21 protein-coding genes and 3 tRNA genes are annotated in these 21,931 nt (G+C 59.3%); 12 read left to right on the top strand and 12 right to left on the bottom strand.

Translation table 11 applies throughout. The features are described from left to right. Positions 1-42: 42 nt before the first annotated feature. The 4 genes from HW090_RS15660 (at position 43) to HW090_RS15675 (ending at position 4,714) form a co-directional block, all read left to right on the top strand. Positions 43-339, top strand: a complete 297-nt coding sequence (locus tag HW090_RS15660) for a flagellar protein FliT (protein WP_179114398.1) — start codon at positions 43-45, stop codon at positions 337-339. 244 nt (positions 340-583) lie between these two features. Next, the gene (locus HW090_RS15665; protein WP_179114399.1) at positions 584-2,056 is read left to right on the top strand and encodes a sigma-54 dependent transcriptional regulator; all 1,473 of its coding nucleotides are present in this window, start codon (positions 584-586) and stop codon (positions 2,054-2,056) included. Between the two features lie 115 nt (positions 2,057-2,171). After that, positions 2,172-3,362: a PAS domain-containing sensor histidine kinase gene (locus HW090_RS15670; RefSeq protein WP_179114400.1), complete on the top strand. Its 1,191-nt coding sequence runs from the start codon at positions 2,172-2,174 to the stop codon at positions 3,360-3,362. After that, positions 3,359-4,714, top strand: coding sequence for a sigma-54 dependent transcriptional regulator (locus tag HW090_RS15675; protein WP_179114401.1), 1,356 nt, complete (start codon positions 3,359-3,361; stop codon positions 4,712-4,714). The genes HW090_RS15670 and HW090_RS15675 overlap by 4 nt, the downstream gene beginning before the upstream one ends. A 69-nt stretch (positions 4,715-4,783) precedes the next feature. On the opposite strand, the gene htpX is transcribed toward HW090_RS15675, so the two are convergent. Next, a complete protein-coding gene (gene htpX / locus HW090_RS15680) occupies positions 4,784-5,656 on the bottom strand; it encodes a protease HtpX (RefSeq protein ID WP_179114402.1) in 873 nt (290 codons plus the stop codon). Between the two features lie 222 nt (positions 5,657-5,878). After that, a complete protein-coding gene (locus HW090_RS15685) occupies positions 5,879-7,090 on the bottom strand; it encodes a pyridoxal phosphate-dependent aminotransferase (RefSeq protein WP_179114403.1) in 1,212 nt (403 codons plus the stop codon). 175 nt (positions 7,091-7,265) lie between these two features. On the opposite strand from HW090_RS15685, the gene msrB reads away from it, so the two are divergent. Then, positions 7,266-7,658: a peptide-methionine (R)-S-oxide reductase MsrB gene (gene msrB, locus HW090_RS15690; protein WP_179114404.1), complete on the top strand. Its 393-nt coding sequence runs from the start codon at positions 7,266-7,268 to the stop codon at positions 7,656-7,658. 86 nt (positions 7,659-7,744) lie between these two features. Continuing rightward, on the top strand, positions 7,745-8,629 hold the full coding sequence (locus HW090_RS15695; protein ID WP_179114405.1) for an ATP-binding protein: 885 nt from the start codon (positions 7,745-7,747) through the stop codon (positions 8,627-8,629). Here the strand turns inward: HW090_RS15695 and HW090_RS15700 are convergent. Then, the gene (locus HW090_RS15700; protein WP_179114406.1) at positions 8,623-9,387 is read right to left on the bottom strand and encodes a hypothetical protein; all 765 of its coding nucleotides are present in this window, start codon (positions 9,385-9,387) and stop codon (positions 8,623-8,625) included. The genes HW090_RS15695 and HW090_RS15700 overlap by 7 nt on opposite strands. 215 nt (positions 9,388-9,602) lie before the next feature. Here HW090_RS15700 and HW090_RS15705 point away from each other — a divergent pair. Both HW090_RS15705 and HW090_RS15710 read left to right on the top strand, forming a co-directional pair. Then, positions 9,603-9,678: transfer RNA gene (locus tag HW090_RS15705), tRNA-Glu, on the top strand. Positions 9,679-9,707: 29 nt separating this feature from the next. Further along, positions 9,708-9,783 (top strand) — tRNA-Gly (locus tag HW090_RS15710). Between the two features lie 212 nt (positions 9,784-9,995). On the opposite strand, the gene HW090_RS15715 is transcribed toward HW090_RS15710, so the two are convergent. From HW090_RS15715 to HW090_RS15725, 3 genes are read right to left on the bottom strand one after another with little or no spacing between them, the layout of a single operon-like run. Then, entirely contained in the window at positions 9,996-11,666 is a 1,671-nt protein-coding gene (locus HW090_RS15715) for a phosphoethanolamine transferase (protein ID WP_179114407.1), read from the bottom strand. 19 nt (positions 11,667-11,685) lie between these two features. Beyond that, entirely contained in the window at positions 11,686-12,219 is a 534-nt protein-coding gene (locus HW090_RS15720; protein ID WP_179114408.1) for a cytochrome b/b6 domain-containing protein, read from the bottom strand. A gap of 5 nt (positions 12,220-12,224) precedes the next feature. After that, positions 12,225-12,491: a PepSY domain-containing protein gene (locus HW090_RS15725; protein WP_179114409.1), complete on the bottom strand. Its 267-nt coding sequence runs from the start codon at positions 12,489-12,491 to the stop codon at positions 12,225-12,227. Positions 12,492-12,638: 147 nt separating this feature from the next. On the opposite strand from HW090_RS15725, the gene HW090_RS15730 reads away from it, so the two are divergent. Both HW090_RS15730 and HW090_RS15735 read left to right on the top strand, forming a co-directional pair. Beyond that, the gene (locus HW090_RS15730; RefSeq protein WP_179114410.1) at positions 12,639-13,304 is read left to right on the top strand and encodes a response regulator; all 666 of its coding nucleotides are present in this window, start codon (positions 12,639-12,641) and stop codon (positions 13,302-13,304) included. Further along, entirely contained in the window at positions 13,301-14,665 is a 1,365-nt protein-coding gene (locus tag HW090_RS15735; protein WP_179114935.1) for an ATP-binding protein, read from the top strand. The genes HW090_RS15730 and HW090_RS15735 overlap by 4 nt, the downstream gene beginning before the upstream one ends. Before the next feature lie 172 nt (positions 14,666-14,837). Here HW090_RS15735 and HW090_RS15740 read toward each other — a convergent pair whose 3' ends face one another. The 3 genes from HW090_RS15740 to HW090_RS15750 form a co-directional block, all read right to left on the bottom strand. After that, the gene (locus HW090_RS15740; protein WP_179114411.1) at positions 14,838-15,071 is read right to left on the bottom strand and encodes a cbb3-type cytochrome c oxidase subunit 3; all 234 of its coding nucleotides are present in this window, start codon (positions 15,069-15,071) and stop codon (positions 14,838-14,840) included. Beyond that, entirely contained in the window at positions 15,061-16,494 is a 1,434-nt protein-coding gene (gene ccoN / locus HW090_RS15745; RefSeq protein WP_179114412.1) for a cytochrome-c oxidase, cbb3-type subunit I, read from the bottom strand. The genes HW090_RS15740 and ccoN overlap by 11 nt, the downstream gene beginning before the upstream one ends. Positions 16,495-16,676: 182 nt before the next feature. Then, positions 16,677-16,862, bottom strand: a complete 186-nt coding sequence (locus HW090_RS15750) for a PA3371 family protein (RefSeq protein ID WP_179114413.1) — start codon at positions 16,860-16,862, stop codon at positions 16,677-16,679. Between the two features lie 1,329 nt (positions 16,863-18,191). Here HW090_RS15750 and ltrA point away from each other — a divergent pair. Both ltrA and HW090_RS15760 read left to right on the top strand, forming a co-directional pair. Continuing rightward, positions 18,192-19,889 carry a group II intron reverse transcriptase/maturase gene (gene ltrA, locus HW090_RS15755; RefSeq protein WP_179114414.1) on the top strand — a complete coding sequence of 566 codons (1,698 nt, stop codon included), beginning with the start codon at positions 18,192-18,194 and terminating at the stop codon, positions 19,887-19,889. Positions 19,890-20,013: 124 nt separating this feature from the next. Beyond that, a tRNA-Arg gene (locus tag HW090_RS15760) sits at positions 20,014-20,088 on the top strand. A gap of 149 nt (positions 20,089-20,237) precedes the next feature. On the opposite strand, the gene HW090_RS15765 is transcribed toward HW090_RS15760, so the two are convergent. Genes HW090_RS15765 through flgM form a run of 3 tightly spaced genes read right to left on the bottom strand, consistent with a single transcriptional unit; the run spans position 20,238 to position 21,872 of the window. After that, on the bottom strand, positions 20,238-20,975 hold the full coding sequence (locus tag HW090_RS15765; RefSeq protein WP_179114415.1) for a flagellar brake protein: 738 nt from the start codon (positions 20,973-20,975) through the stop codon (positions 20,238-20,240). A 56-nt stretch (positions 20,976-21,031) separates the two neighbouring features. Further along, a complete protein-coding gene (locus HW090_RS15770; protein WP_373416352.1) occupies positions 21,032-21,508 on the bottom strand; it encodes a flagella synthesis protein FlgN in 477 nt (158 codons plus the stop codon). Between the two features lie 40 nt (positions 21,509-21,548). Continuing rightward, positions 21,549-21,872 (bottom strand): flagellar biosynthesis anti-sigma factor FlgM, encoded by a 324-nt coding sequence (flgM, locus tag HW090_RS15775; RefSeq protein WP_179114416.1) that lies wholly within the window; start codon positions 21,870-21,872, stop codon positions 21,549-21,551. Positions 21,873-21,931: the final 59 nt, after the last annotated feature.

Here is a 21,931-nt window from a genome sequence, read left to right on the forward strand (position 1 = left end):
TTGTCGGGCGCGACAATCGAAGTTCTTCTCTGGAGTAATGTCATGAATGCCGCCGTGAAACGTCTGGAGCAAACCAACAGTGCATTGCGACATGCGCTGGAACATGAGGACTGGGAAGCCATCGGCACGCTCGACTTGCAGTGCCGGCAGGTCGTCGAGGAAGCCATGCGCGAGCCGCAACGTGACGACCCACTCACGCGCGAATATCTGCAGCAGCTCCAGGCGCTTTATCGTGAACTGGTCAGTCGCTGCCAATCCGAGCGCCAGCGCCTGGCGGCGGAACTGACGCAAGTGAACCAGTCGAAGCAGGGTGTAAAGGTCTACCAGATGTTTGGCTGATTTTTATTGATCCAGCGCACCTTTTGCTGCTTCCGGAGGGTGTTGATTCCTCATGTTTTTTTCTGTTCATGGGGAAAATATTTGGAAGCAGCTTTATTTTGATTTTTTGTCTTTAAATCACGCCATAAATTTGACTAGGCCTGTTTTTTTTAATTAACTAATGGCCATCTGCCGGGACAGGGCGTGTTCATTCCTGGAAACGCGCGGGTCATTTCTCCAGCCTGAATAGAGCCCTATAAACAAGATGTGGCGTGAAACCAAGATTTTGTTGATAGATGACGATGCTGAGCGTCGTCGCGATCTGGCTGTCATCCTGAGTTTTCTCAGTGAAGATCACCTCTCCTGTAGCAGCCGGGACTGGCGAGAGCAGGTTTCCGCCCTGGAAAACGAGCGCAGCGTGAATAGCGTTCTGCTCGGCTCCGTTGCGTGTGCCGGAGGGGTGCTGGGGCTGCTGAAGGACTTGGGCAAATGGGATGAGCATGTGCCGTTGATGCTGATCGACGAGCCCATACCGGCCGACTGGCCGGAAGACCTGCGCCGTCGCATCCTCACCAGCCTGGAAATGCCCCCTAGCTACAACAAGCTGCTCGATTCCCTGCATCGCGCCCAGGTCTACCGCGAGATGTCCGATCAGGCGCGTGCGCGTGGTCGCCAGCGCGAACCGAATCTCTTCCGCAGCCTGGTGGGCACCAGCCGCGCCGTACACCATGTTCGGCAGATGATGCAGCAGGTCGCCGATACCGAGGCGAGCGTGCTGATCCTGGGTGAGTCGGGAACGGGCAAGGAAGTGGTTGCTCGCAACTTGCATTACCACTCCAAGCGTCGTCAGGCGCCCTTCGTTCCGGTCAACTGTGGCGCCATTCCCGCAGAACTGTTGGAAAGCGAACTCTTCGGTCATGAGAAAGGCGCTTTCACTGGTGCCATCACTGCGCGTGCCGGGCGTTTCGAACTGGCCGAGGGTGGCACGCTGTTCCTCGACGAAATCGGCGACATGCCACTGCCCATGCAGGTCAAGTTGCTGCGCGTACTCCAGGAGCGCACCTTCGAGCGTGTCGGCAGCAATCGCACGCAGAACGCCGATGTCCGCATCATCGCGGCGACCCACAAGAACCTCGAGAAGATGATCGAGGAAGGGACCTTCCGCGAAGACCTCTACTACCGGCTCAACGTATTCCCCATCGAGATGGCGCCGTTGCGCGAGCGCGTCGAAGACATTCCGCTGCTGATCAACGAACTGATCTCGCGGATGGAAAACGAAAAGCGTGGCTCCATTCGTTTCAACTCGGCAGCCATCATGTCGCTCTGCCGGCATGACTGGCCGGGCAACGTCCGCGAACTGGCCAATCTGGTCGAGCGCATGGCCATCATGCATCCCTATGGCGTGATCGGTGTCATGGAGCTGCCGAAGAAGTTTCGCCATGTCGACGATGACGATGAGCAGTACGCCTCCAGCCTGCATGACGAGATGGAAGAGCGTGCAGCGATCACCGCGCCGTTGGTGGCCACGACGGCTCCCGCGATGCTGCCGGTGGAGGGGTTGGACCTCAAGGAATACCTGGGCAATCTGGAGCAGGGCTTGATCAACCAGGCCCTCGACGATGCCGGTGGCGTGGTTGCGCGTGCGGCTGAACGCTTGCGTATCCGGCGTACCACGCTGGTCGAGAAAATGCGCAAGTACGGCATGAATCGCCGTGACGACGAGGGCGGCGAAGGCTGATTCCTCGGTTTCCCGCCGCTTCAGTATTTCCTCCCCATTCCCTACGTACCGTGCCCGCTGACAAGCGGGCACGAACATTGCTCCCTCTGACTCGACGACCATCTTTTTGACGGATATGGGCCATCGTGTGAGCAGTGTTCATCTTCCAGAAACGAGCGAGAACACCCCAGGGGTGTCGATTGAGCGCGTGCGTGAGGTTTCCAGCCAGTTGAATGTCTCCCAGGCGTTGCTGGATGCGCGTGTCGCCGAACTCCAGGGGCAACTGGAGCACGCCAATACCCAGCGTATCGGTGAGCTGGCGGAAACCGAGCGCCTGGCCAATCGCTTGCAGTGCGTGCTGGATGCTTTGCCCGGTGGGGTCATCGTGATCGACGGCCATGGGCGGGTGCGCGAGGCCAATCCGGTGGCCATCGAGCTGCTGGGTGCGCCCTTGCAGGGGCTGTTCTGGCGTGACGTCATCGCCCGCAGCTTCGCGCCGCGCAAGGACGACGGCCATGAGATTTCCCTGCGCGACGGCCGACGAGTGTCCATCGCGACTCGTTCGCTGGGCGGCGAGCCGGGGCAGTTGGTGCTGCTGACCGACCTGACCGAAACTCGTCGCTTGCAGGCGCGTCTGGCGCACAACGAGCGGCTTTCTGCGCTGGGACGGATGGTCGCTTCCCTGGCGCACCAGATTCGTACACCCCTGTCCTCGGCCCTGCTGTATGCCAGCCACCTGCACGACGGTGGGCTTGCAGAGGAGCAGCGCCAGCGTTTCAGCGGCCGTCTCAAAGAACGTCTGCACGAGCTGGAGCGGCAGGTGCGGGACATGCTGGTCTTCGCTCGGGGTGACCTGCCGCTGAATGATCGCATTCCGGTGAGGGGGCTGTTCGATGCGATGCGCGAGGCATCCGAGTGCCTGTTGCAGGATGTGCAGGTGCGTTGGCAATGCGACGCTGTCGAGGGTGAGTTGCTGTGCAACCGCGACACCCTGGTTGGTGTCTTGCTGAACCTGCTGGAGAATGCGCGCCAGGCGGCGGGGAGCGGTGCACTGATCAAGGTGCACGCCTACCGGCGCGCAGATGATCTGCGCCTGAGCGTCAGCGATAACGGTCCCGGCCTGGACCGGGAGCATCTGGCGCGCCTGGGCGAGCCGTTCTTTACGACACGCACGACGGGGACCGGGCTCGGTCTTGCCGTCGCCAAGACCGTAGTGCGCGCGCACCACGGCCAACTATCGATTGCTTCGCGGCCTGGGCGTGGTACCTGCGTGACGCTGGTCCTGCCCTTGCTGCCTGGCAACCCACCCGGACGGAGTGACGAATGACGGTCAGGATTCTGCTGGTAGAGGATGATCGTGCCTTGCGCGAGGCGCTGGCGGATACGCTGGAGCTGGCAGGCTATGCCTATCGTGCGGTGGGAAGCGCCGAGCAGGCGCTGTCGTTGCTGGCCGAAGAGCACTTCGCCCTGGTCATCAGTGACGTGAATATGCCGGGCATGGATGGCCATGCGCTGCTGTCATTGATCCGCCAGCGCTACCCGCACCTGCCGGTGCTGTTGATGACAGCGTATGCGGCGGTCGAGCGGGCCGTGGATGCGATGCGCCAGGGAGCGGTCGATTATCTGGTCAAGCCATTCGAGGCGAAGACGCTGCTGGAACTAATTGCACGCCATGCCTGCGGCATCGTGCATGAAACGGAAGGCCCGGTGGCTTGCGAAGCCTCCAGTCGGCAGTTGCTGGCGCTGGCCGCGCGGGTAGCGAAAAGCGATTCCACCGTCTTGATCTCGGGGGAGTCAGGCACCGGCAAGGAGGTGCTGGCGCGCTATATCCATGAGCAGTCCGCCCGGGCGCAGAAACCCTTCATTGCGATCAATTGCGCCGCGATTCCGGACAACATGCTCGAGGCCACACTGTTCGGTCACGAGAAGGGTGCTTTCACCGGAGCCATCGCCTCGCAGCCTGGCAAGTTCGAACTGGCCGACGGTGGGACGCTACTGCTCGATGAGATCTCCGAGATGCCCCTCGGCCTCCAGGCCAAGTTGCTGCGTGTCCTGCAGGAGCGTGAGGTGGAGCGTGTCGGTGCCCGACGTCCCACGCCGCTGGACATCCGCATCCTGGCCACGACCAACCGCAACCTGATCGACGAGGTGCGGGAAGGGCGTTTTCGTGAGGACCTGTTCTATCGGCTGTCGGTCTTCCCCCTGGCCTGGCCGTCCCTGCGTGAGCGTCCGGCTGACATCCTGCCGCTGGCAGAGCGCCTGCTGAGCGTCCATGCGGCGAGAATGCACCAGCCCGTACCCAGGTTGTCCGCCGAGGCGCGTGCCTGCCTTTGTGCGCATGCCTGGCCGGGAAATGTGCGAGAGCTGGATAACTCGATCCAGCGTGCGCTGATTCTTCAGCAGAACGGCATCATCCAGCCGGCTGACCTGTGCCTGGACATGAACATTGCGCAGATTGTCGTGGAGGCACCGGTGGCGGAGGTGGTATCGGGAGTGCTTGAGGACGACCTGCGGCAGCGAGAATTCCAGTTGATCATCGATACCCTGCGGGCCGAGCGCGGGCGTCGCAAGGAGGCGGCTGACCGTCTGGGTATCAGTGCCAGGACCCTGCGCTACAAGCTGGCGCAGATGCGCGATGCCGGGATGGATATCGAGGCGAGTGTGTACGCTTCGAGCTGAGGCCTGGCTGCTGGCGGATTGAAATGAAAAAGGGCGACCTGGGTCGCCCTTTTTGCGTCTGCCGTTTCTTTAGCCTCTGCGGCGCAGGGCCTCGATACGCTCTTCCAGCGGCGGGTGGCTCATCAGCAGTCCGGCCAGGCCGTTCTTCAGGCCGCCGTTGATGCCGAATGCGGTCAGCGAGTCGGGCATCTGCACGGGTACTTCCTGTTCGCTGCGCAGGCGCTGCAGGGCGCCGATCATGGCGCTGGTGCCGGCCAGTTGGGCGCCGGCCTCGTCTGCCTTGAATTCGCGCTTGCGCGAGAACCACATGACGATGATGCTCGCGAGGATGCCCAGGACCAGTTCGGCGAAAATGGTCGCGACGAAATAGCCGATACCGTGGCCGTCTTCGTTCTTGAGGATCGCCTTGTCGACGAAGTTGCCGAAGATGCGCGCGAAGAACATGACGAAGGTGTTCACCACGCCCTGGATCAGTGCCAGGGTCACCATGTCGCCATTGGCCACGTGGCCGATCTCGTGGGCCAGCACGGCCTTCACCTCATCCGGTGAGAAGCGCTCGAGCAGGCCCTGGCTGACGGCGACCAGGGCGTCGTTGCGGTTCCAGCCGGTGGCGAAGGCGTTGGCTTCGTAGGCGGGGAAGATACCGACCTCGGGCATCTTGATGCCGGCCTCGCGGGACAGCTCTTCGACGGTCTGCAGCAGCCATTGCTCATGGCGTGTGCGGGGCTGGCTGATCACTTCCGTGCGGGTGCTCATCTTGGCCATCCACTTGGAAATGAACAGCGAGACCAGCGAGCCTGCGAAGCCGAACACGGCACAGAAGACCAGCAGGCTGCCGTAGTTGGTGCCTGTGTAGCGATCCACTCCGAGCAGTCTCAGGGTGATGCTGGCAATGACCAGGACGGCAAGGTTGGTGGCCAGAAACAAGAATATGCGCATCATGGTGCGGCAGGCTCCAGAGGGAAGAGTGAACAACGATAGGCTATATAAGGTGCGTCCTTGGGCCTTTCAACCTGGCGACTATTTCAAGCTATGTCGTTTGTGTCCGGACGCTCGGCTACAGGGTGGCTGCAGCGCTTTCGGGGCGAGTGTCGGAGACGGCAGGGAAACGCCGAATGACGTTTCCCTGCTTGCAGGGCCGGTATGCGGGTGCCCTGGCCGGTTTTACTGGCGGTAGCCTTTCAGGAAGCTGCCGATGCGCTTGATGGCCTGTTCAAGATCATCCACGCGGGGCAGGGTGACGACGCGGAAGTGATCCGGCCACGGCCAGTTGAAGGCGGTGCCCTGGACGATTAGCAGTTTTTCCGACAGCAGCAGGTCGAGCACGAATTTCTCGTCGTTGTGGATCGGACAGATTTTCGGGTCGATCCGTGGGAACGCATAGAGCGCGCCCATTGGCTTGACGCAACTGACACCGGGGATGTCGTTCAGCAGTTCCCAGGTGCGGTTGCGCTGCTCCAGCAGGCGGCCCGGTGGCAGTACCAGGTCGTTGATGCTCTGGTAGCCGCCGAGGGCGGTCTGGATGGCATGCTGGGCCGGCACGTTGGCGCACAGGCGCATGTTGGAAAGGATATCCAGCCCTTCGATATAGCTGCGGGCCTTGTGTTTTGGACCGGAGATGATCAACCAGCCCGAGCGGAATCCGGCCACCCGGTAGGACTTCGACAGGCCGTTGAAGGTCAGGCAGAGCACGTCCGGCGCCAGCGACGCGGTGGAAATGTGGGTGGCGCCGTCATAGAGGATCTTGTCGTAGATCTCGTCGGAGAACAGCACCAGATTGTGCTGGCGGGCCAGTTCGACGATGCCTTCCAGCACTTCTTTCGGGTAGACCGCACCGGTGGGGTTGTTCGGGTTGATCAGCACCAGCGCCTTGGTGTTGGGCGTGATCTTGGACTTGATGTCCTGCAGGTCAGGCCACCAGTTGGCTTGTTCGTCGCACAGGTAATGCACCGGCTTGCCACCGGAAAGGCTGACGGCGGCCGTCCATAGGGGGTAATCCGGCGCCGGGATCAGTACTTCATCGCCATTGTTGAGCAGGGCCTGCATGGACATGACGATCAGCTCGGATACGCCGTTGCCGAGGTAGATGTCCTCGATGCCGACGCCTTCGATCTGCTTCTGCTGGCAATACTGCATGATCGCCTTGCGGGCGCTGAACAGGCCTTTCGAGTCGCTGTAGCCTTGCGCCGTCGGCAGGTTGCGGATCACGTCCTGCAGGATTTCCTCGGGTGCCTCGAAGCCGAACGGCGCCGGGTTGCCGATATTCAGCTTGAGGATGCGATGTCCTTCCTCTTCCAGGCGCTTGGCATGTTTGAGGACTGGCCCGCGGATGTCGTAGCAGACGTTGGCGAGTTTGTTAGATTTGGTGACCTGCATGATCCTGAGTGTCCCGACGTGGAGGCGTTGCGCTGGCAACGCTGGCAAACCAGGCGCCTTGGCAGTGACGTGCAACCGCTGCCAGACTAGGCGTCGAAGAAGGAACGCATCATACGTCCGGCCTTGTAGCCGGGAAAGGTACAGATAAGGCTTTTTTCCTTTGATGGGTGTATCCATGGACAAGTTAGAGAAGAGCCTCGAGGCGTGGCGTGACGAGCTTGACGAGGCACAGTTTCAGGTCTGCCGACTGGGGGCCACCGAGCGTGCCTTCAGCGGTCGCTACAATGGCTGCAAGACCGAGGGTGTCTACCATTGCGTCTGCTGTGGGCAGGCGCTGTTCTCCTCCCAGGCCAAGTTCGATTCCGGCTGTGGCTGGCCGAGTTATTTTCAGCCGGTCGACGAAAGCGCGCTGGTGCGCAAGGACGACTTCAGCCATGGCATGTTTCGCATCGAGATCAAGTGCTCGGGTTGCGATGCGCACCTCGGACATGTGTTCCCCGATGGCCCGGAGCCGACAGGGTTGCGTTATTGCATCAATTCCGTTGCGCTGGTGCTCGAACCCTCCTGATCGAATTGCATTGCCACGGGTCGCTCTGTACAAAGGCGGGCCTGTGAAATGTTTCGTCACGAACTTGTACGCTTGTGGGGTAGTCGATGGATGCCGAGCTGAAAGCTTTCATTAAACGCGTGGATGTCCTGCTGGAGCGTCTGGAGCCGTTGCTGCCGGTCCGGCGTGAGCCGGTGGATTGGGAGCGCAGCATGGCCGCGCGCTGGCTGCGGGATTCCTCGGGTGGCTATCTGCTCGGACTGGATGTCCAGTTGGACCTGAAACTGGATGATCTGCTGGGTATCGATCGGCAGCGCCTGCTGCTGGGGCACAACACGCGGCAATTCGTCGATGGATTGCCGGCGAACCACGCCTTGCTGTGGGGCGCACGGGGAACGGGCAAGTCGTCGCTGATTCGTGCGTTGCTCGGTGAATATGCGCCCCGCGGGCTGCGCCTGATCGAGATCGAAAGGGATCACCTGGCCGACCTGCCGCGCATGGTCGAGCACCTGGTCACGTTGCCGTACCGTTTCGTCGTGTTTTGTGACGATCTCTCCTTCGAAGCGGGAGAGGGCGACTACCGGGTGTTGAAAAGCGTTCTGGATGGCTCACTGGAGCGAGCGCCGGACAATGTGCTGCTGTATGCCACCTCCAACCGTCGACACCTCGTGCCGGAAAAGCAGAGCGACAACGACAACTGGCAGATGGTGGATGGCGAGTTGCACCCGAACGAGGCAGTGGAGGACAAGATCGCGTTGTCGGATCGCTTTGGTCTCTGGCTTTCCTTCTACCCGTTCAGCCAGGAGCATTACCTGGATGTCGTGCGGCATTGGGTCGGCATACTCGCCCGGCAATCAGCGCTCGACTGGGATTGGAACGAAGAGCTGGAAAAGGATGCGATCCGCTGGGCAACCGCGCGCGGCAATCGCAACGGGCGTTGCGCTTACCAGTACGCCCGGCAATGGGTTGGGCAGCGGTTGTTGCCTCAGTAGATATTCTTTTTCTTCCAAAGATCGTCATCACTGAAGCTTTTCATTCCTTCGCTCAGCTCACTGACCTCGGGTTCGGTGGGCTGCTGTCCTTGTGCCTGGCTGTCGGCCAGCGCGATCCTTTCCTGTAGCTGCCGGAGTTGGGTGCTGTACTGGGCTGCGTCAGGTTGCTTGCGGATGTACTGCACGCCACGTTCGAAGGCCAGGCGTGCCTTCTGGAATTGCCTTTGTTGAAGTGCTTGCGCACCCATGGCGTTGAAGTAGTCGATATAGAGCATGACCAGCATCTTCTTGATTTCTTTCGTCCAGTGCCGTGCCTCATCGCGCGTGATGGTGTTTTCCTTGGTGGCATGGATGATCTGGGCGTGCACGCTCTCGAGCATTTCTCGGGCTGCCTTGGTCTGCTCTTCGGTCACCAGGTGAGCGGGTGGGTTTTCCACCGGCACCTCTTCACCTTGTCGAAGTATTTCATGCAGTGCCTGGAGGCGTTCGCTCGGCTGGCGTTGAGGTTTCTCCAGCGCTTGCATGCGTTCGCCAGCGTTCAGCTCGATCTTGTATAGAAGCCGCTTCAGTGCCGGGCTCATGAGTTGGCCTGGAAGGCTGGCATTCAGTTCGGAGCAGCGTTTCATCCGCTCCTTGAGATCGGCGCGGAGCCTTGCTTTCTCGAGGCTGCGCTTTTCCATGAGTTGACTGGCATAGCCAATCAGGATCAGGAGGAACAGGGCTGCTAACACCAGGCCGGCAATGAGAAGTGGGGACACTGCGGAGTACCGTTGATAGTGTGTTTATCCTGATGGAGTGTAGTGTCTTGAGTTGCAAGCTGATAGCTCGCTGAGTGCGCTTGAGGGTGGTTGATAAAAAAATCACATTGGCGCTTGACGAGCTTCCGATGCCCCCCTAGAATGCGCGCCACTCGCAGCATGAAGCCTAAGGCGATCAAGCTGAAGAGTGCGGAAATTAAGTTTTCCAGGGTAATGTCCCCTTCGTCTAGTGGCCTAGGACACCGCCCTTTCACGGCGGTAACAGGGGTTCGAGTCCCCTAGGGGACGCCACTTTCCAGTTATGGAAAGCATGTCGTCAAGCGGGAATAGCTCAGTTGGTAGAGCACGACCTTGCCAAGGTCGGGGTCGCGAGTTCGAGTCTCGTTTCCCGCTCCAATTCTTAAGCTGCAGACAGCCACCAACGTCTACAGTGCCTTGATTCCACAGGGTTTTCTCCTTGTGGAGCATCCAGCGAAATCTGCTGAAATCCACTGCCAACCACGCCGGATCAGTACATAAATCAGTACACGAAATCCGGGTGGTCGTCAGTGCGCATTGGTTGCTGAGCCGACCTCATCCGTGAGTGACATGAACATACGCCCGCGTACTCAACAAGCAGGCGTATCAGCCTCTTTCATCAATATGCTCAGTTGCTGTGGCGCCTGGTGTACCAGCCCGACTGGCGTTTCGCAGATGCGTTGGATGAAGTTGTCGGTGAAGAGTAGTTTGCCGTGAAAGAAGTGTTCGTCGGGTCTAAGGTTGGGGTTTTCGATCCGGGTGCCTAGCCGTGCCGCCAGCCATTTGCCAGCCTCGTAATGGCTGATCCAGCGTTCGGCAGACAAGGCCTCCAGCGTGCTGGCGCGGGCATCGCGGCCGATGACGATAAAAGGAATGTCACTGACTTCTGGCACTAGGTCGTTGTGCCCCCAGCGACCATTTTCGCCAAGGCGCTGCCCGTGGTCGCCAGTGATGATCAAGTAGCGCTCACCCTCCAGCTTATCGAAGTCCGCGACTACCTCTTCCAGCAAACTGTCCAGGTAGCGAACTGAATTGTCATAGGCGTTGCTTTGGCCGTTCGGTCCACTGGCATTCCATTGTTCCATGTTTGGCTCATGCCGGTAGTTGTCGGCATAGGGCAGGTGTGCGGTGCGTAGATTCAGCACTACGAAGTTGCGTTCGGCCCATTGTTGCTGGTCGAGAATATCCAGTACTGCACGATCCTGGCGCTTGAGAAAGCGCACCGGATGATCTTCTCGCGTAATGGATATGTCCATGTAGCGGCTGCCCAGGTTAGCGAGCAACTTGGACTCCTGAGATGAAATCCAATGTGTGCGAAAGCCTGCTTCTTTGGCGAAGCGGAACAGGTTGATATGGCCGGTCCGTAATAGGTGATCCATGCCGGGCTCGCGAATCGGATTGATCAGGTAAGGCAGGCTGACGTCCGTCGCTACGCCAGCGGCAATTCCAGGGCGCGCGAAGGCGCTGGGGTGCCCGTCCAGATACTGATCCAGACGTGGTGTGGTATCACGCTCGTAGCCAAATACGCCCATGCGGTCGCTGCGCAGCGAATCGGCTACCACTAGCCAGACATGCCTGGCATTACTGGGAATGCTGGAGAGCTGGTAAGGCTGGAAAGGCGATGCTGGCAGTTCGATGTCTGGCGTGAAGGCGAGGCGCACCGACCAGGCAGAGAAAGCATTGAGGCTGTTGTGCAAGGCGCTTCGGCTGGGACTGACGGCGAATGAGTCGATATTGCGATAGGTCGCTCGATAGGGTTTGGCGAGCAGCACTACGGCAATCAGCAGCAGTGCCCAGCGGCTTTGCGGCAGCGTGATATGCCTGGGCATATATAAGTGCAACGCCAGCAGCAGGGTGTAGGGTAGTGCGACACAAAGCAGGCTCTGCCAGTGCTGTGAAAAGCTGGCAAATACGGCCAGGCGTACTTCGGCCTGATCGTTGATCAGGGATTGGATGTCGATGGCTGTCAGTGGCTCGCCGAAGAAGCTGATATTGGCCAGTTGCATCAATTGCATGCCCGCGAACAGGAGCAGAACCGTTGCGCTTAGCCAGCGCAGGTTGCAAAGCCATAGTGCTGCACTGAACAACCAGAGGACCAGGACGTACCCCAGCTCGACTTCGGCCCGGTTGTTCGAGGTGTAGAGTTGCTGCAGAAAGTCGTCGACCAGCAGCAACAGACAACTGAGGCTGGTCAGGACCAACAGGTTCAGCCAGGGGCGGAACGCCGACTCTGCGGGGAGATATGCAAGATCGCGCAACATGGTTTTTCCTGGGGAGGTATCAGTGTTGTTCGGGGTGTTGTCGGCGTTTGCCAGTGATCATCGATAGCGGCAGGTTCTCACTCAAGCGCCAGCTTTCGAGCAGTGCTGCACTGACGTGGATCGCCACCAGGACCATGAGGCCTTCAGACGTCCACGTATGAATCCAGAGCGGCCAGTCCGCCCCCCACAGCGCGTCCACTTCCTGCATCAGGAAACCGCTCAGGGCAAGGATCGCCATGCAGACCATCATCAGTGTCATCACCAGAGCCCCCAGTGGCGAGTGACCCGGTCGGTGAAAAGGGCGCTTGTGCAATAGAGCGGACGCGTGCGTACGTAGGCGTGCTGGTGTTGGCCAGAAATCGCTCCAACGCGCACTGCGTGGGCCGATAAAGCCCCATATCAGCCGTACGCTCAGCCAGGCTGCCGCGTAGTAGCCCAGCCAGGTGTGCCAGTCTTCACCCGCTTCGGTAAAGAAATAGTTGGCGACGAAAACCCCGGCAACCGAGAGGTGGAACAGGCGGATCAACGGGTCCCAGAGTTTTATCGTCGCCATTTGGGTCAGTCCTGAACCTTGGTCTTGACCGCTTTGCCGCTGACGGGGTCGTGATAAATCTCGACCTTGCGTTTGTCCTTGTCGAAACCATAGATCTCGTAGCAATTACCTTTTGTTATCTTGAATTTGTTGATCTGGTAGCCCTGCTCCTTGAGTTGTGCCTGGAAACGCTCGGGGTCCTGCCAGGTCGATTTGTCAGCGGTGGTGCATTCGGTGGCTGCCAGCGCATAGGGGCTGGTGAGTAATGAGGCGAGTAACAGGAAACGGCGCATGAGAGATCTCCTTTGATGGGAAAGCCCACGTTGCGACACGAAGCTTAAGGAAGTCTTAGTGCGCAAACCTCGGTAACATCTGGCGTTTCTGGTTGCCGCAGCGGCAGCGCATGATGGTGTTCGCCGTAGTCCGCAGAGGTGTTTCGCGTGCGTGTCTTGCTGATTGAGGATGATCGAGCCTTGGCTCGTGGGATTCGCGTAGCCCTGCGTGGCGAAGGCTATACGCTGGACTGGTTGGAGGATGGTCTTGAGGCCTCCCATGCGTTGCGTTGCGAGTCGTTCGATCTGGTGCTGCTGGATCTCGGCCTGCCGCGACTGGACGGTATGGCGTTGCTGCGCGAGTTACGCAGCCAGAGTGAAAACGCGGTGCCAGTGTTGGTGCTGACTGCCCGTGATGCCATGGATGACCGAGTCCAGGGGCTGGACGCGGGGGCCGATGACTATCTGATCAAGCCCTTCGATCCGGATGAGCTGAAGGCGCGCATTCGTGCGTTGCTGCGGCGTAGCCAGGGCAGGGCGCAGCCGTTGCTGGAGTTTGCCGGCATCAGTCTGAATCCTGCGGCTCAACAGGTGCACTTTCATGGTCAACCAGTCAGCATGACGCCCATGGAGTACCAACTGCTTCACCAACTGATGATTCGTCCCGGCATGGTCGTCACCCGCGAGCGGTTGAACAATGCTCTATATGGCTGGCAGGACAGCGGCTCGGGTAACACGCTGGAAGTGCTTATTCATAATCTGCGCAAGAAACTCGGCAGTGAACAGATTCGCACCATACGTGGAGTCGGTTATCGGGTGGAATTGCCGTGTTGAACTCGATCAGGGCACGCATTCTTGCACCAACCATCGCGCTGGTACTGTTTGGCAGCTTGGCTCTGGTTCTGCTTGCCATGCGCGACAGTTACCGACAGACCGAGGCTGTCTACGACGCTCAACTGGTACAGGCCGCGCGGCTTATACAGGGACTGCTGCAGCAGCAGCCGCTGGAGCAGATCGACTGGCGCTTTATTCGCACTGCGGTAGACGGCGCCATGGATCGCTCCGCAGAAGGGATTTTCTCTCATCCCTACGAGATCAACCTGGCGTTTCAGGTCTGGTCCCGGGACGGTGACTTACTGATGCGTTCCGAGCAGGCGCCTGCCTTGGATAGCCCGCCGTCGCCTGGTATCCACGAATTTTTCCTCGATGGCCAGGAGTGGTGTGGTGTGCTGCTCGAGGACGGCAGGCAAGGCTTGCGTATCTGGGTCGGCGAACGTGAGGATTTGCGCCAGGATTTGATTCAACAGATTCTCCAGCACACCTTGCTGCCCACATTGGTCTGCTTGCCGTTGCTCGCCGTGTTCATTTGGTTACTGCTGGGCTGGGGGCTGCGACCGCTCCAGCGCATGGCGCAGCAGCTGCGCAATCGACCCGCACACGCTTTGGAACCCTTGGCGCCTGGGCCGCTGCCGGCTGAGCTGCAGCCCATGCGGGATGCTCTCAATGATGTGCTCAGCCAGTTGAGTGCGCTGCTTGAGCGCGAGCGCCGATTTATCGCTGATGCCGCTCATGAGCTGCGCACTCCGCTGGCGATTCTCGACATTCATGTGCGTAACATGCAGCAGGCGAAGAACCCCGAAGAGCGTGAAGAGGCGTTGGGGTTTCTGCATCAGGGTGTTGTGCGTGCCACCCGTATTTCCAGCCAGTTGCTGACAATGGCACGGCTGGAGGCGCGCTTTGGCAATTTGCACTGCCTCGATCTGACGGTGTCGGTGCGCGAGGAACTGGCGGATCTTGCACCACTGGCTCTGGACCAGCAGATCGAGCTGGTGCTCGATGCCGATGAGTCGGTCATGGTGGATGGCGAGCCTGGCTTGATCACTATCCTGATGCAAAACCTGATCAGTAACGCCTTGAGGTTTTCGCGCTCAGGCGATGAGGTGAGCGTGCGCATCCGCCAATCAGGCGATCAGGTGCACTTGCAAGTATTGGATCAGGGGGCAGGTGTCGATGCGGCACGGCTGCACCGGCTGGGTGCGCGCTTCCATAGTGAAGGCAACCCGCAAGGTGCCGGTTTGGGGTTGGCGATAGTGGGCATGATTGTTCAGCAGTTAGGTGGCCTGATGCGTTTTCGCAACCGAGAGTCGGGAGGCTTCTGTGTCGAGCTCAGCCTGCCTGCAAGCGCGTCGAGTTGAGCGTCCTGATGCGATCACTGACGTTGGGTCGAGGTTGCTCGCTTGACATGATTGATGTGCCCCATCTCTTGCGGCGGGTGAGTGGATGTCACCTTGTCCACCCGAGGGGGCACTGACCGCAAGGTTGTGGTTCGCGTGTCGAGCCGGTTTGCTCGCCAGTGTTTCGTTTCGCCTAGGCTTCCAGGTCGCTGCAGTGAGGGCATTGCCTATTGCAGCGACCTGGGCAAGGGCAGCCACGGGTGCTGCGCCCGGTCTCCCGCTCTACCCGGTGAGCCACTTCGGGGTCGTCTGCGAACGGCAGCATGGTGGCTTCATCGAGGTCGCGTTGGCTGCTGCGGCCCAGGCTAAGCTGGACGCCGAGATAGAATATCGCAACGGCAACCAGCCACCAGATATCAACTGGCATGGGCGGTGCTGCTGGGTTGCGTTTGATCCACCTGGCGATTGCGCAGGGTCTGCCAGGTATTCACGGCCATCAGCAGCATGCCTGCGAGAAAGCACAGCCCTCCGATCAAGCGTACAACCAGGCCGGGGTGGCTGGCTTCCAGCGCTTCGACAAAGGAGTAGGTCAGGGTGCCGTCGTCGTTGACTGCGCGCCACATCAGGCCCTGGGTGATGCCGTTGACCCACATCGAAGCGATGTAGAGCACGGTACCGATGGTGGCCAGCCAGAAGTGCGCGTTGATCAGGCCGATGCTGTGCATCTGCTCGCGTGCGAAGACTTTCGGAATCAGGTGGTACAGGGCGCCGATGGTGATCATCGCCACCCAGCCGAGGGCGCCGGCGTGCACGTGGCCGATGGTCCAGTCGGTGTAGTGGGAGAGGGCGTTGACGGTCTTGATCGCCATCATCGGGCCTTCGAAGGTGGACATGCCGTAGAAGGCCAGGGACACCACCAGGAAGCGCAGGATCGGGTCGGTGCGCAGCTTATGCCAGGCGCCCGAGAGGGTCATCATGCCGTTGATCATGCCGCCCCAGCTCGGTGCCAGGAGGATGATCGACATCACCATGCCGAGGGTCTGTGCCCAGTCAGGCAGTGCGGTGTAGTGCAGGTGGTGCGGGCCGGCCCAGATGTACAGGGTGATCAGCGCCCAGAAATGCACGATGGAGAGGCGGTAGGAGTAGACCGGGCGGTCAGCCTGCTTGGGCACGAAGTAATACATCATGCCGAGGAAGCCGGTGGTCAGGAAGAAGCCCACGGCATTGTGGCCGTACCACCACTGGACCATGGCGTCGGTCGCACCGGAGTACACCGAGTAGGATTTGAACCAGCTCACCGGAATGGATAAGTGGTTGATCACGTGGAGCATGGCGATGACCAGAATGAAGGCGCCAAAGAACCAGTTGCCGACATAGATGTGCGGTGTCTGCCGGTGTGTCACCGTGGTGAAGAAGACGATACCGTAGGCTATCCAGACGATGGCCATCCATACGGCGCCAGTGAATTCGATCTCGGCGTATTCCTTGGTGGTGGTCAGGCCCATGGGCAGGGTCACCAGCATGATCACGATGGTTGCCTGCCAGCCCCAGAAGGTGAAGGCGGCCAACCCGTCAGAGAACAGGCGTGCCTGGCAGGTACGCTGTACCGCGTAGTAGCTGGCGGCGAACTGGGCGCTGCCGGCAAACCCGAATATCACCAGGCTGGTATGCAGCGGTCTAAGTCGACCGAAACTGAGCCAGGGAGTATCGAAGTTGAGCTCAGGCCATACGAGTTGTGCGGCGATCAGAACGCCGGTACACATGCCCAGTACACCCCAGACGATCGTCATCAGGATGAACTGGCGCACAACCTTGTAGTTGTAGGCTGGATGGGGAGCAGCGCTTTGCATCGAGGTAACCTTACAGGCAATGGGGGCGACTTGGGTCGCATGACGGTTGCACTGTAGGGAGGGGGAAGAAAAACAAACATACTCAGAGGGCGCCGGTCGATACGGATCAGAAGACCCTGCTGCCCTGTTTATATGAGGTTGGATTCTCTCCCTGTCGAGCGTTGCGTTTTACCCGGTATGGTTCAGCGCAAAACTGGATCGAACTTGATTTTTCTGCCGGCGAGCAGGGCGATGAGAAAGCCTGTGCCACTTATGCCGGCGCCAATTTGTCCGATGATTTTCCAGGCTCCCGATGTTTCAGGTGCGAAGCTTGCCGCCAGGGCAAAACCTGCGGTCAGGATCAGGAGTGTCATGGCGAGTCTGGACATCATTGCTCTCCCCCGTGTTAGGTATTCGGGCGTCAGTCTTTTCGTAGCTTTTGCTTGTGCCGGAAGGGTTATAGCAAGTGTCGTGCCCGTTGATGATTCGACTGAAGGGCCTGAATAATCGAGGGTTTATAGCGGGGCCGCTTTTATTTTCATGGCTTCTGCACGATCTGGCTGTTGCCGGTCGTGCATTATGCGTCCCCGGCGAATTTTTCCGATGGGGCATGACAAGGTCTGGTGGGGTGGCTAGAATGCGCGTCCAAGTGCGACACGCGTAGCGTGTCTCCAAACTTCAAGCTGTAAGGTCAGCTTGGAGGATTTCCGCAAGGAAATCGAATGCTTGGGTATCCATCCCCAAGAATCAAAACCAACCCAGAAGTCCAATGCCTACAAGGACTTGCCGCAGCGGCGGTGGCAGACCCAAGGTCGTTTCAGCTATCGGAAGCGCGACCGCAGAACCAGCAGTAACTGTTCTGGATAGCCCACTTCACATCCACCCACGCGGGGACGCTTCCCCCGCTGGGGGTGCCTCCTGCATCATTTTGAAACAGGAGGTCACAAATATAAAGACGTGTACCCAGGTAATGGTCCTCGTCTTTCCTTCCAAACGGAGACATGAGCGAAAGCTCTGTCTGTCATTGTCCAACCATCGCCAGTATGGGGTGGCAGCGGACTCGTTGTGCGACCAACGGTAGCCTAGGGAAACAGGCGTCACTGGTAACGGTGGGGTTTGAAGCTTTCCCGACAATGTAGCCCCCAACAGGGTGCGGTTCTGCCGTGAGGCAGGCCGTAGACGCTCGGAGCAGTACCGGGTCGAGGCGCTAGGCTGGCTGGTATTGGGTAACGCAAGTGAACTGCTGATAAACACCGTCAGCATTAACAAGCCAAAACTGCTGACAGGCTTGAACCAAAAGGTATGAGGTTGGCTATTTCCGTTTGGACTGGAAATACGTCGCCATGAGGACCTCCGGTGAAAAGGCAGGCCCTAACCCAGTCGTGTGACAGGCAGGGAACGTGGTAAGCCCGTATCGCTGCCCATGTGGCAGGCAAGCCGCAAGGCGAGCTGTTGGCGGTGCGGGTATGGGATCGCAGAGAAAGCGAATGCCGGGCTGTAATTGCCGGGATAGGGGTTGGGACATTACCCCACGGGAAACCGGGCAGACTTCTGCGTGGTCTTTCGTCGCATGATCCCTGATTGACCCTGACTCAATAATCCAAAGGCTCGGCGTCAGTGAGCCTCAACTTGACCAACTCTGGCGGGAACACGTTCCCGTCAGGGAGTACGTGTGCCTCCGTTCGGGGTGGTCTCAACCATCGTGAGAGGAAAGCAGCATGATAGCGCTCAGCCAACTGGCCGGGCCTGCGCTTTCCGGCGTACCGCAGCAGTGGCACGACATCGACTGGTGTCGAGTGCAGCGGAACGTCCGGGGAATGCAGGTGCGGATTGCGAAGGCTTGTCGGGAAGGCAGATGGCGCAGGGTGAAAGCTCTGCAACGGATGTTGACCCGCTCGAAGTCGGCCAGATTTCTAGCCGTACGACGAGTCACTGAAAACCAGGGTAAGCGCACGGCGGGAGTCGACCGCGTGCTCTGGGATACACCTGACGCCAAATGGAAAGCGGCAAAGGGTTTGAAGCGGCGCAGATACCAGCCACGGCCTTTACGGCGTGTGTTCATTCCGAAGTCGAATGGGAAGGAACGCCCCCTGGGTATCCCGACCATGACCGACAGGGCCATGCAGGCGCTCTACCTGCTGGCGCTGGCGCCCATCGCAGAAACCACGGGCGATCCGAACAGCTACGGCTTCAGGATCGAACGCTCGACGGCGGATGCGATGGCGCAGTTATTCGTCTGCCTGTCTCAAAGGACCTCGGCCCGATGGGTGCTGGAGGCGGATATACAAGGGTGCTTCGACCACATCAACCATGACTGGTTGATCGCCAACGTCCCGACGGACAAGGTGATCCTTCGGAAATGGCTGAAAGCCGGTGTGATCCATAAAGGTCAGCTACAGGCAACGGATGCTGGTACGCCACAAGGCGGGATTATCTCGCCAACCTTGGCAAACATGGTCCTCGATGGCCTGGAAGCGCAGCTCAAGCAGTATTTGGGCGTGACCAAGGCCAAGAAGCTGAAAGTCAATGTGGTGCGGTATGCAGATGACTTCGTAATCACGGGTGCCTCCCCGGAGGTGCTGGAGAATGAAGTCAAGCCTTGGATAGAGCAGTTCCTGGCGACACGCGGGCTGCGGTTGTCACCCGAGAAAACGCAGATCGTCCACATAGACAAAGGCTTCGACTTTCTGGGATGGAACTTCCGCAAGTACCAAGGGAAGCTCCTGATCAAGCCGAGCAAGAAGAACGTCAAGGCGTTCTATGGCAAGGTCAAGGAAGTCATCGAGAGCAGCAAGACGGCCAAGCAAGAGGACATGATCCGAAAGCTGAACCCGATGCTGCGGGGCTGGGCGCTGTATCACCAGCCAGTGGTGGCCAAGCAGGCGTACAGCCGTATGGACAACAGAGTGTTTCTAAAACTCTGGCGTTGGGCAAAACGGCGGCACCCGAACAAATCGCTGCAATGGGTCCGGAAGAAGTATTTCCGGACCCTTGGCGAAAGAAGTTGGGTGTTTGCCACCACGGTAGCAGGGGAAAGCGGGAGCAAACGGGAGGTCGTGTTGTACTCGCTGGCGAGTACGCCGATCGAGCGGCACAGAAAGGTGAGCGGGGAATACAATCCCTTCGATCCCTCCATGGAGGAAATGGGCGAAAACCTGCGAATGGCGCGGATGCTGAAAAAGCTGAAGTACCGGACGCAGATCATGAGCCTGTACCGTAGTCAAAATGGGCTGTGTCTGCTTTGCAAGCAACCGATCACCAGGGAAACGGGATGGCACGACCATCACGTCATCTATCGCTCACAAGGCGGTGGAGACACCTTGGAGAACCGGGTATTATTGCACCCTGGTTGTCACCAGCAGCTTCATGCTCGTGGGTTGACAGTGAACAAGCCGGCCCCTTCGGGGGCTTTGTAGAGGCTTGAGCCGTATGCGTTGAAAGACGCACGTACGGTTCTTAGGGGGGAATCGGCCAGCAATGGCCGGTTCCTACCCGACTCATTGTCCAGGCCTCTGTTCGAGGTGACGGACTTCTCCTTGCGTCTCCATAGTTCAATGGATAGAACAAGCCCCTCCTAAGGGCTAGATACTGGTTCGAATCCAGTTGGGGACGCCACTTTCGCTTATGACGTATCAGCCGTTCTGCTATCTGGGATACCAGTGTTCAGTCGCCGTGGCTTCGTGTGGATTGGTCGTGGCAGCGCTCCGGCGGGCCGCCCCGTCTGCGGCCGGCCGGATACCGGCTTGAGCGTGGGGAGGCTGTGACTATTCGTTCTCTCTGCGAGATTCACGTTGCAGCTGATAGACGAAGCGTTCGATCTGGCGTTGCAGCAGCCCACTGATCTGGTGGAAGCGCAGTCCGCAGAAGGTGGTGTCGAGCTTTTCGTCGAATATCACATGGCGCAGTTCTACTGCGGTTTCAACCCTGCCAAAAGGAAGCTGGGCGATCAGTTGGTCGTAGACCTGGCCAGTCTGCAGGCGCTCGCGCATGTCGCCTTTGACACTCAGCTTGCAGCCCGTGGCGGACATGTCCAGCAGTGAGCCTTCGAGGATGATGCTGAGCGGCTTGCCGCTCAGTGCCGCCTTGGCGTTCGAGGGGCCGATCAGTTGTGCCCGGTAGGCATTGCGGCGCTGGTGGTGGTTGATCTCGCTGGGTATCGAGGTCCAGTAGCAGGGGGCGTTGTCCATTTCGCTCTTGTAGAACGGCGGATGGCTCTCCCAGGTCGTGCGCACGCCGTCCAGCAGGCTCTCGACGTGAAAGCTTTCTCCGGCTTCGACCAGGGCCTGGGCGTCTGTCGGAATGAGCTCGTCGAGGGCCATCCAGCCTTTCTCGCGGTTTATTTCTATCAGGTAACTCTGGTAGCGCGTCGAGCGGTTGGCGAAGCGGATCAGCAGCGGGGAGCGATTTTCCAGAAGCGAGCGAAGGTGCGCATGGATTTCCAGTGGGGTGCTGAGAACCTTGGGTGGCTGTGGGCCTTGCTCGTCGAAAAAGGGGTTGGACACGTTGAACTGCTCTCCGGCACAAAAGGCGCCCAGCCTCTGGTCTGCTGGGCGCGTCGTCAGGCTTGGCTGAGTGGGCGCTGCTGGGCGGCGGATCGGGTCGCTCCGCCACGGCTATTATAGAGGTTGGTCGGTGCGCTGCTGCCTCGCAGGATCGACAGCATGTCGCCGACTGCTGAGCGATTGGCCTGGATCAGTTGACCGTTGCGTTGATTGGCGGTCTTGCAGTCGGTCAGCAGGGCTTCCAGAGTCGCTGCCTGCTCGAGTATGGATTCGCCATCTGACTGTTTGCTGGCGAAGTGCTGGAGTCCGCTTTTATCGGCTTCCAGGCCGTGCTTGGCCAGTAGCAGGCGACGCGCTTCGGCGTGTTGGGTGAGCAGTGCCAGCAGTGGTTGTTTGCTGGTCAGTATGCTTTCGAGCGTTTGCAGGTCGCGTTCGGACAGGGCGAGGAATTCCCGTTCCGTCAACTCAAGCAGTCGTTGGGCGCTGCTGGTGTCGTCGACAAGTTGTTGCAGAAGATCGGCGTCTTGCATCATGGGCTCTGGCTCAGGCGTCCGGCAGAGCTGAATCTTGCGATCAGCTCTGGGATTCGAATGCGATCAGTTTGCTGGCTACGCGTTGGCTGTCGACCTGATAGCTGCCATCTGCGATTGCCTGCTTCAATTGGGCTACGCGCTGCTCATCCACGCTGGGCTGCTCGCTCAGCTTTTCGCTGGCTTGTTGCAGGCGTTGTGCTTGAGCGCTGAGTTGTACGCTTTCTCCGCTGCTCTGTGCAACCGTGCCTACCTTGTTGTCGTCCTGGGGCTGAGCGCTGCTGGTGCGCTCCTGAACCTGGACATTATTGTTGCGGGAACTCGCTGGCGTTGGTGTTCCGCCTGGACGATTGAATTCGATGACCATGATGCAAACCTCGATGAAATCTGGACGCTTGCCAGTTTCTCGGCAATTTTGCGGCAAAC

Source organism: Pseudomonas sp. ABC1 (assembly GCF_013395055.1).
Lineage (GTDB): Bacteria > Pseudomonadota > Gammaproteobacteria > Pseudomonadales > Pseudomonadaceae > Stutzerimonas.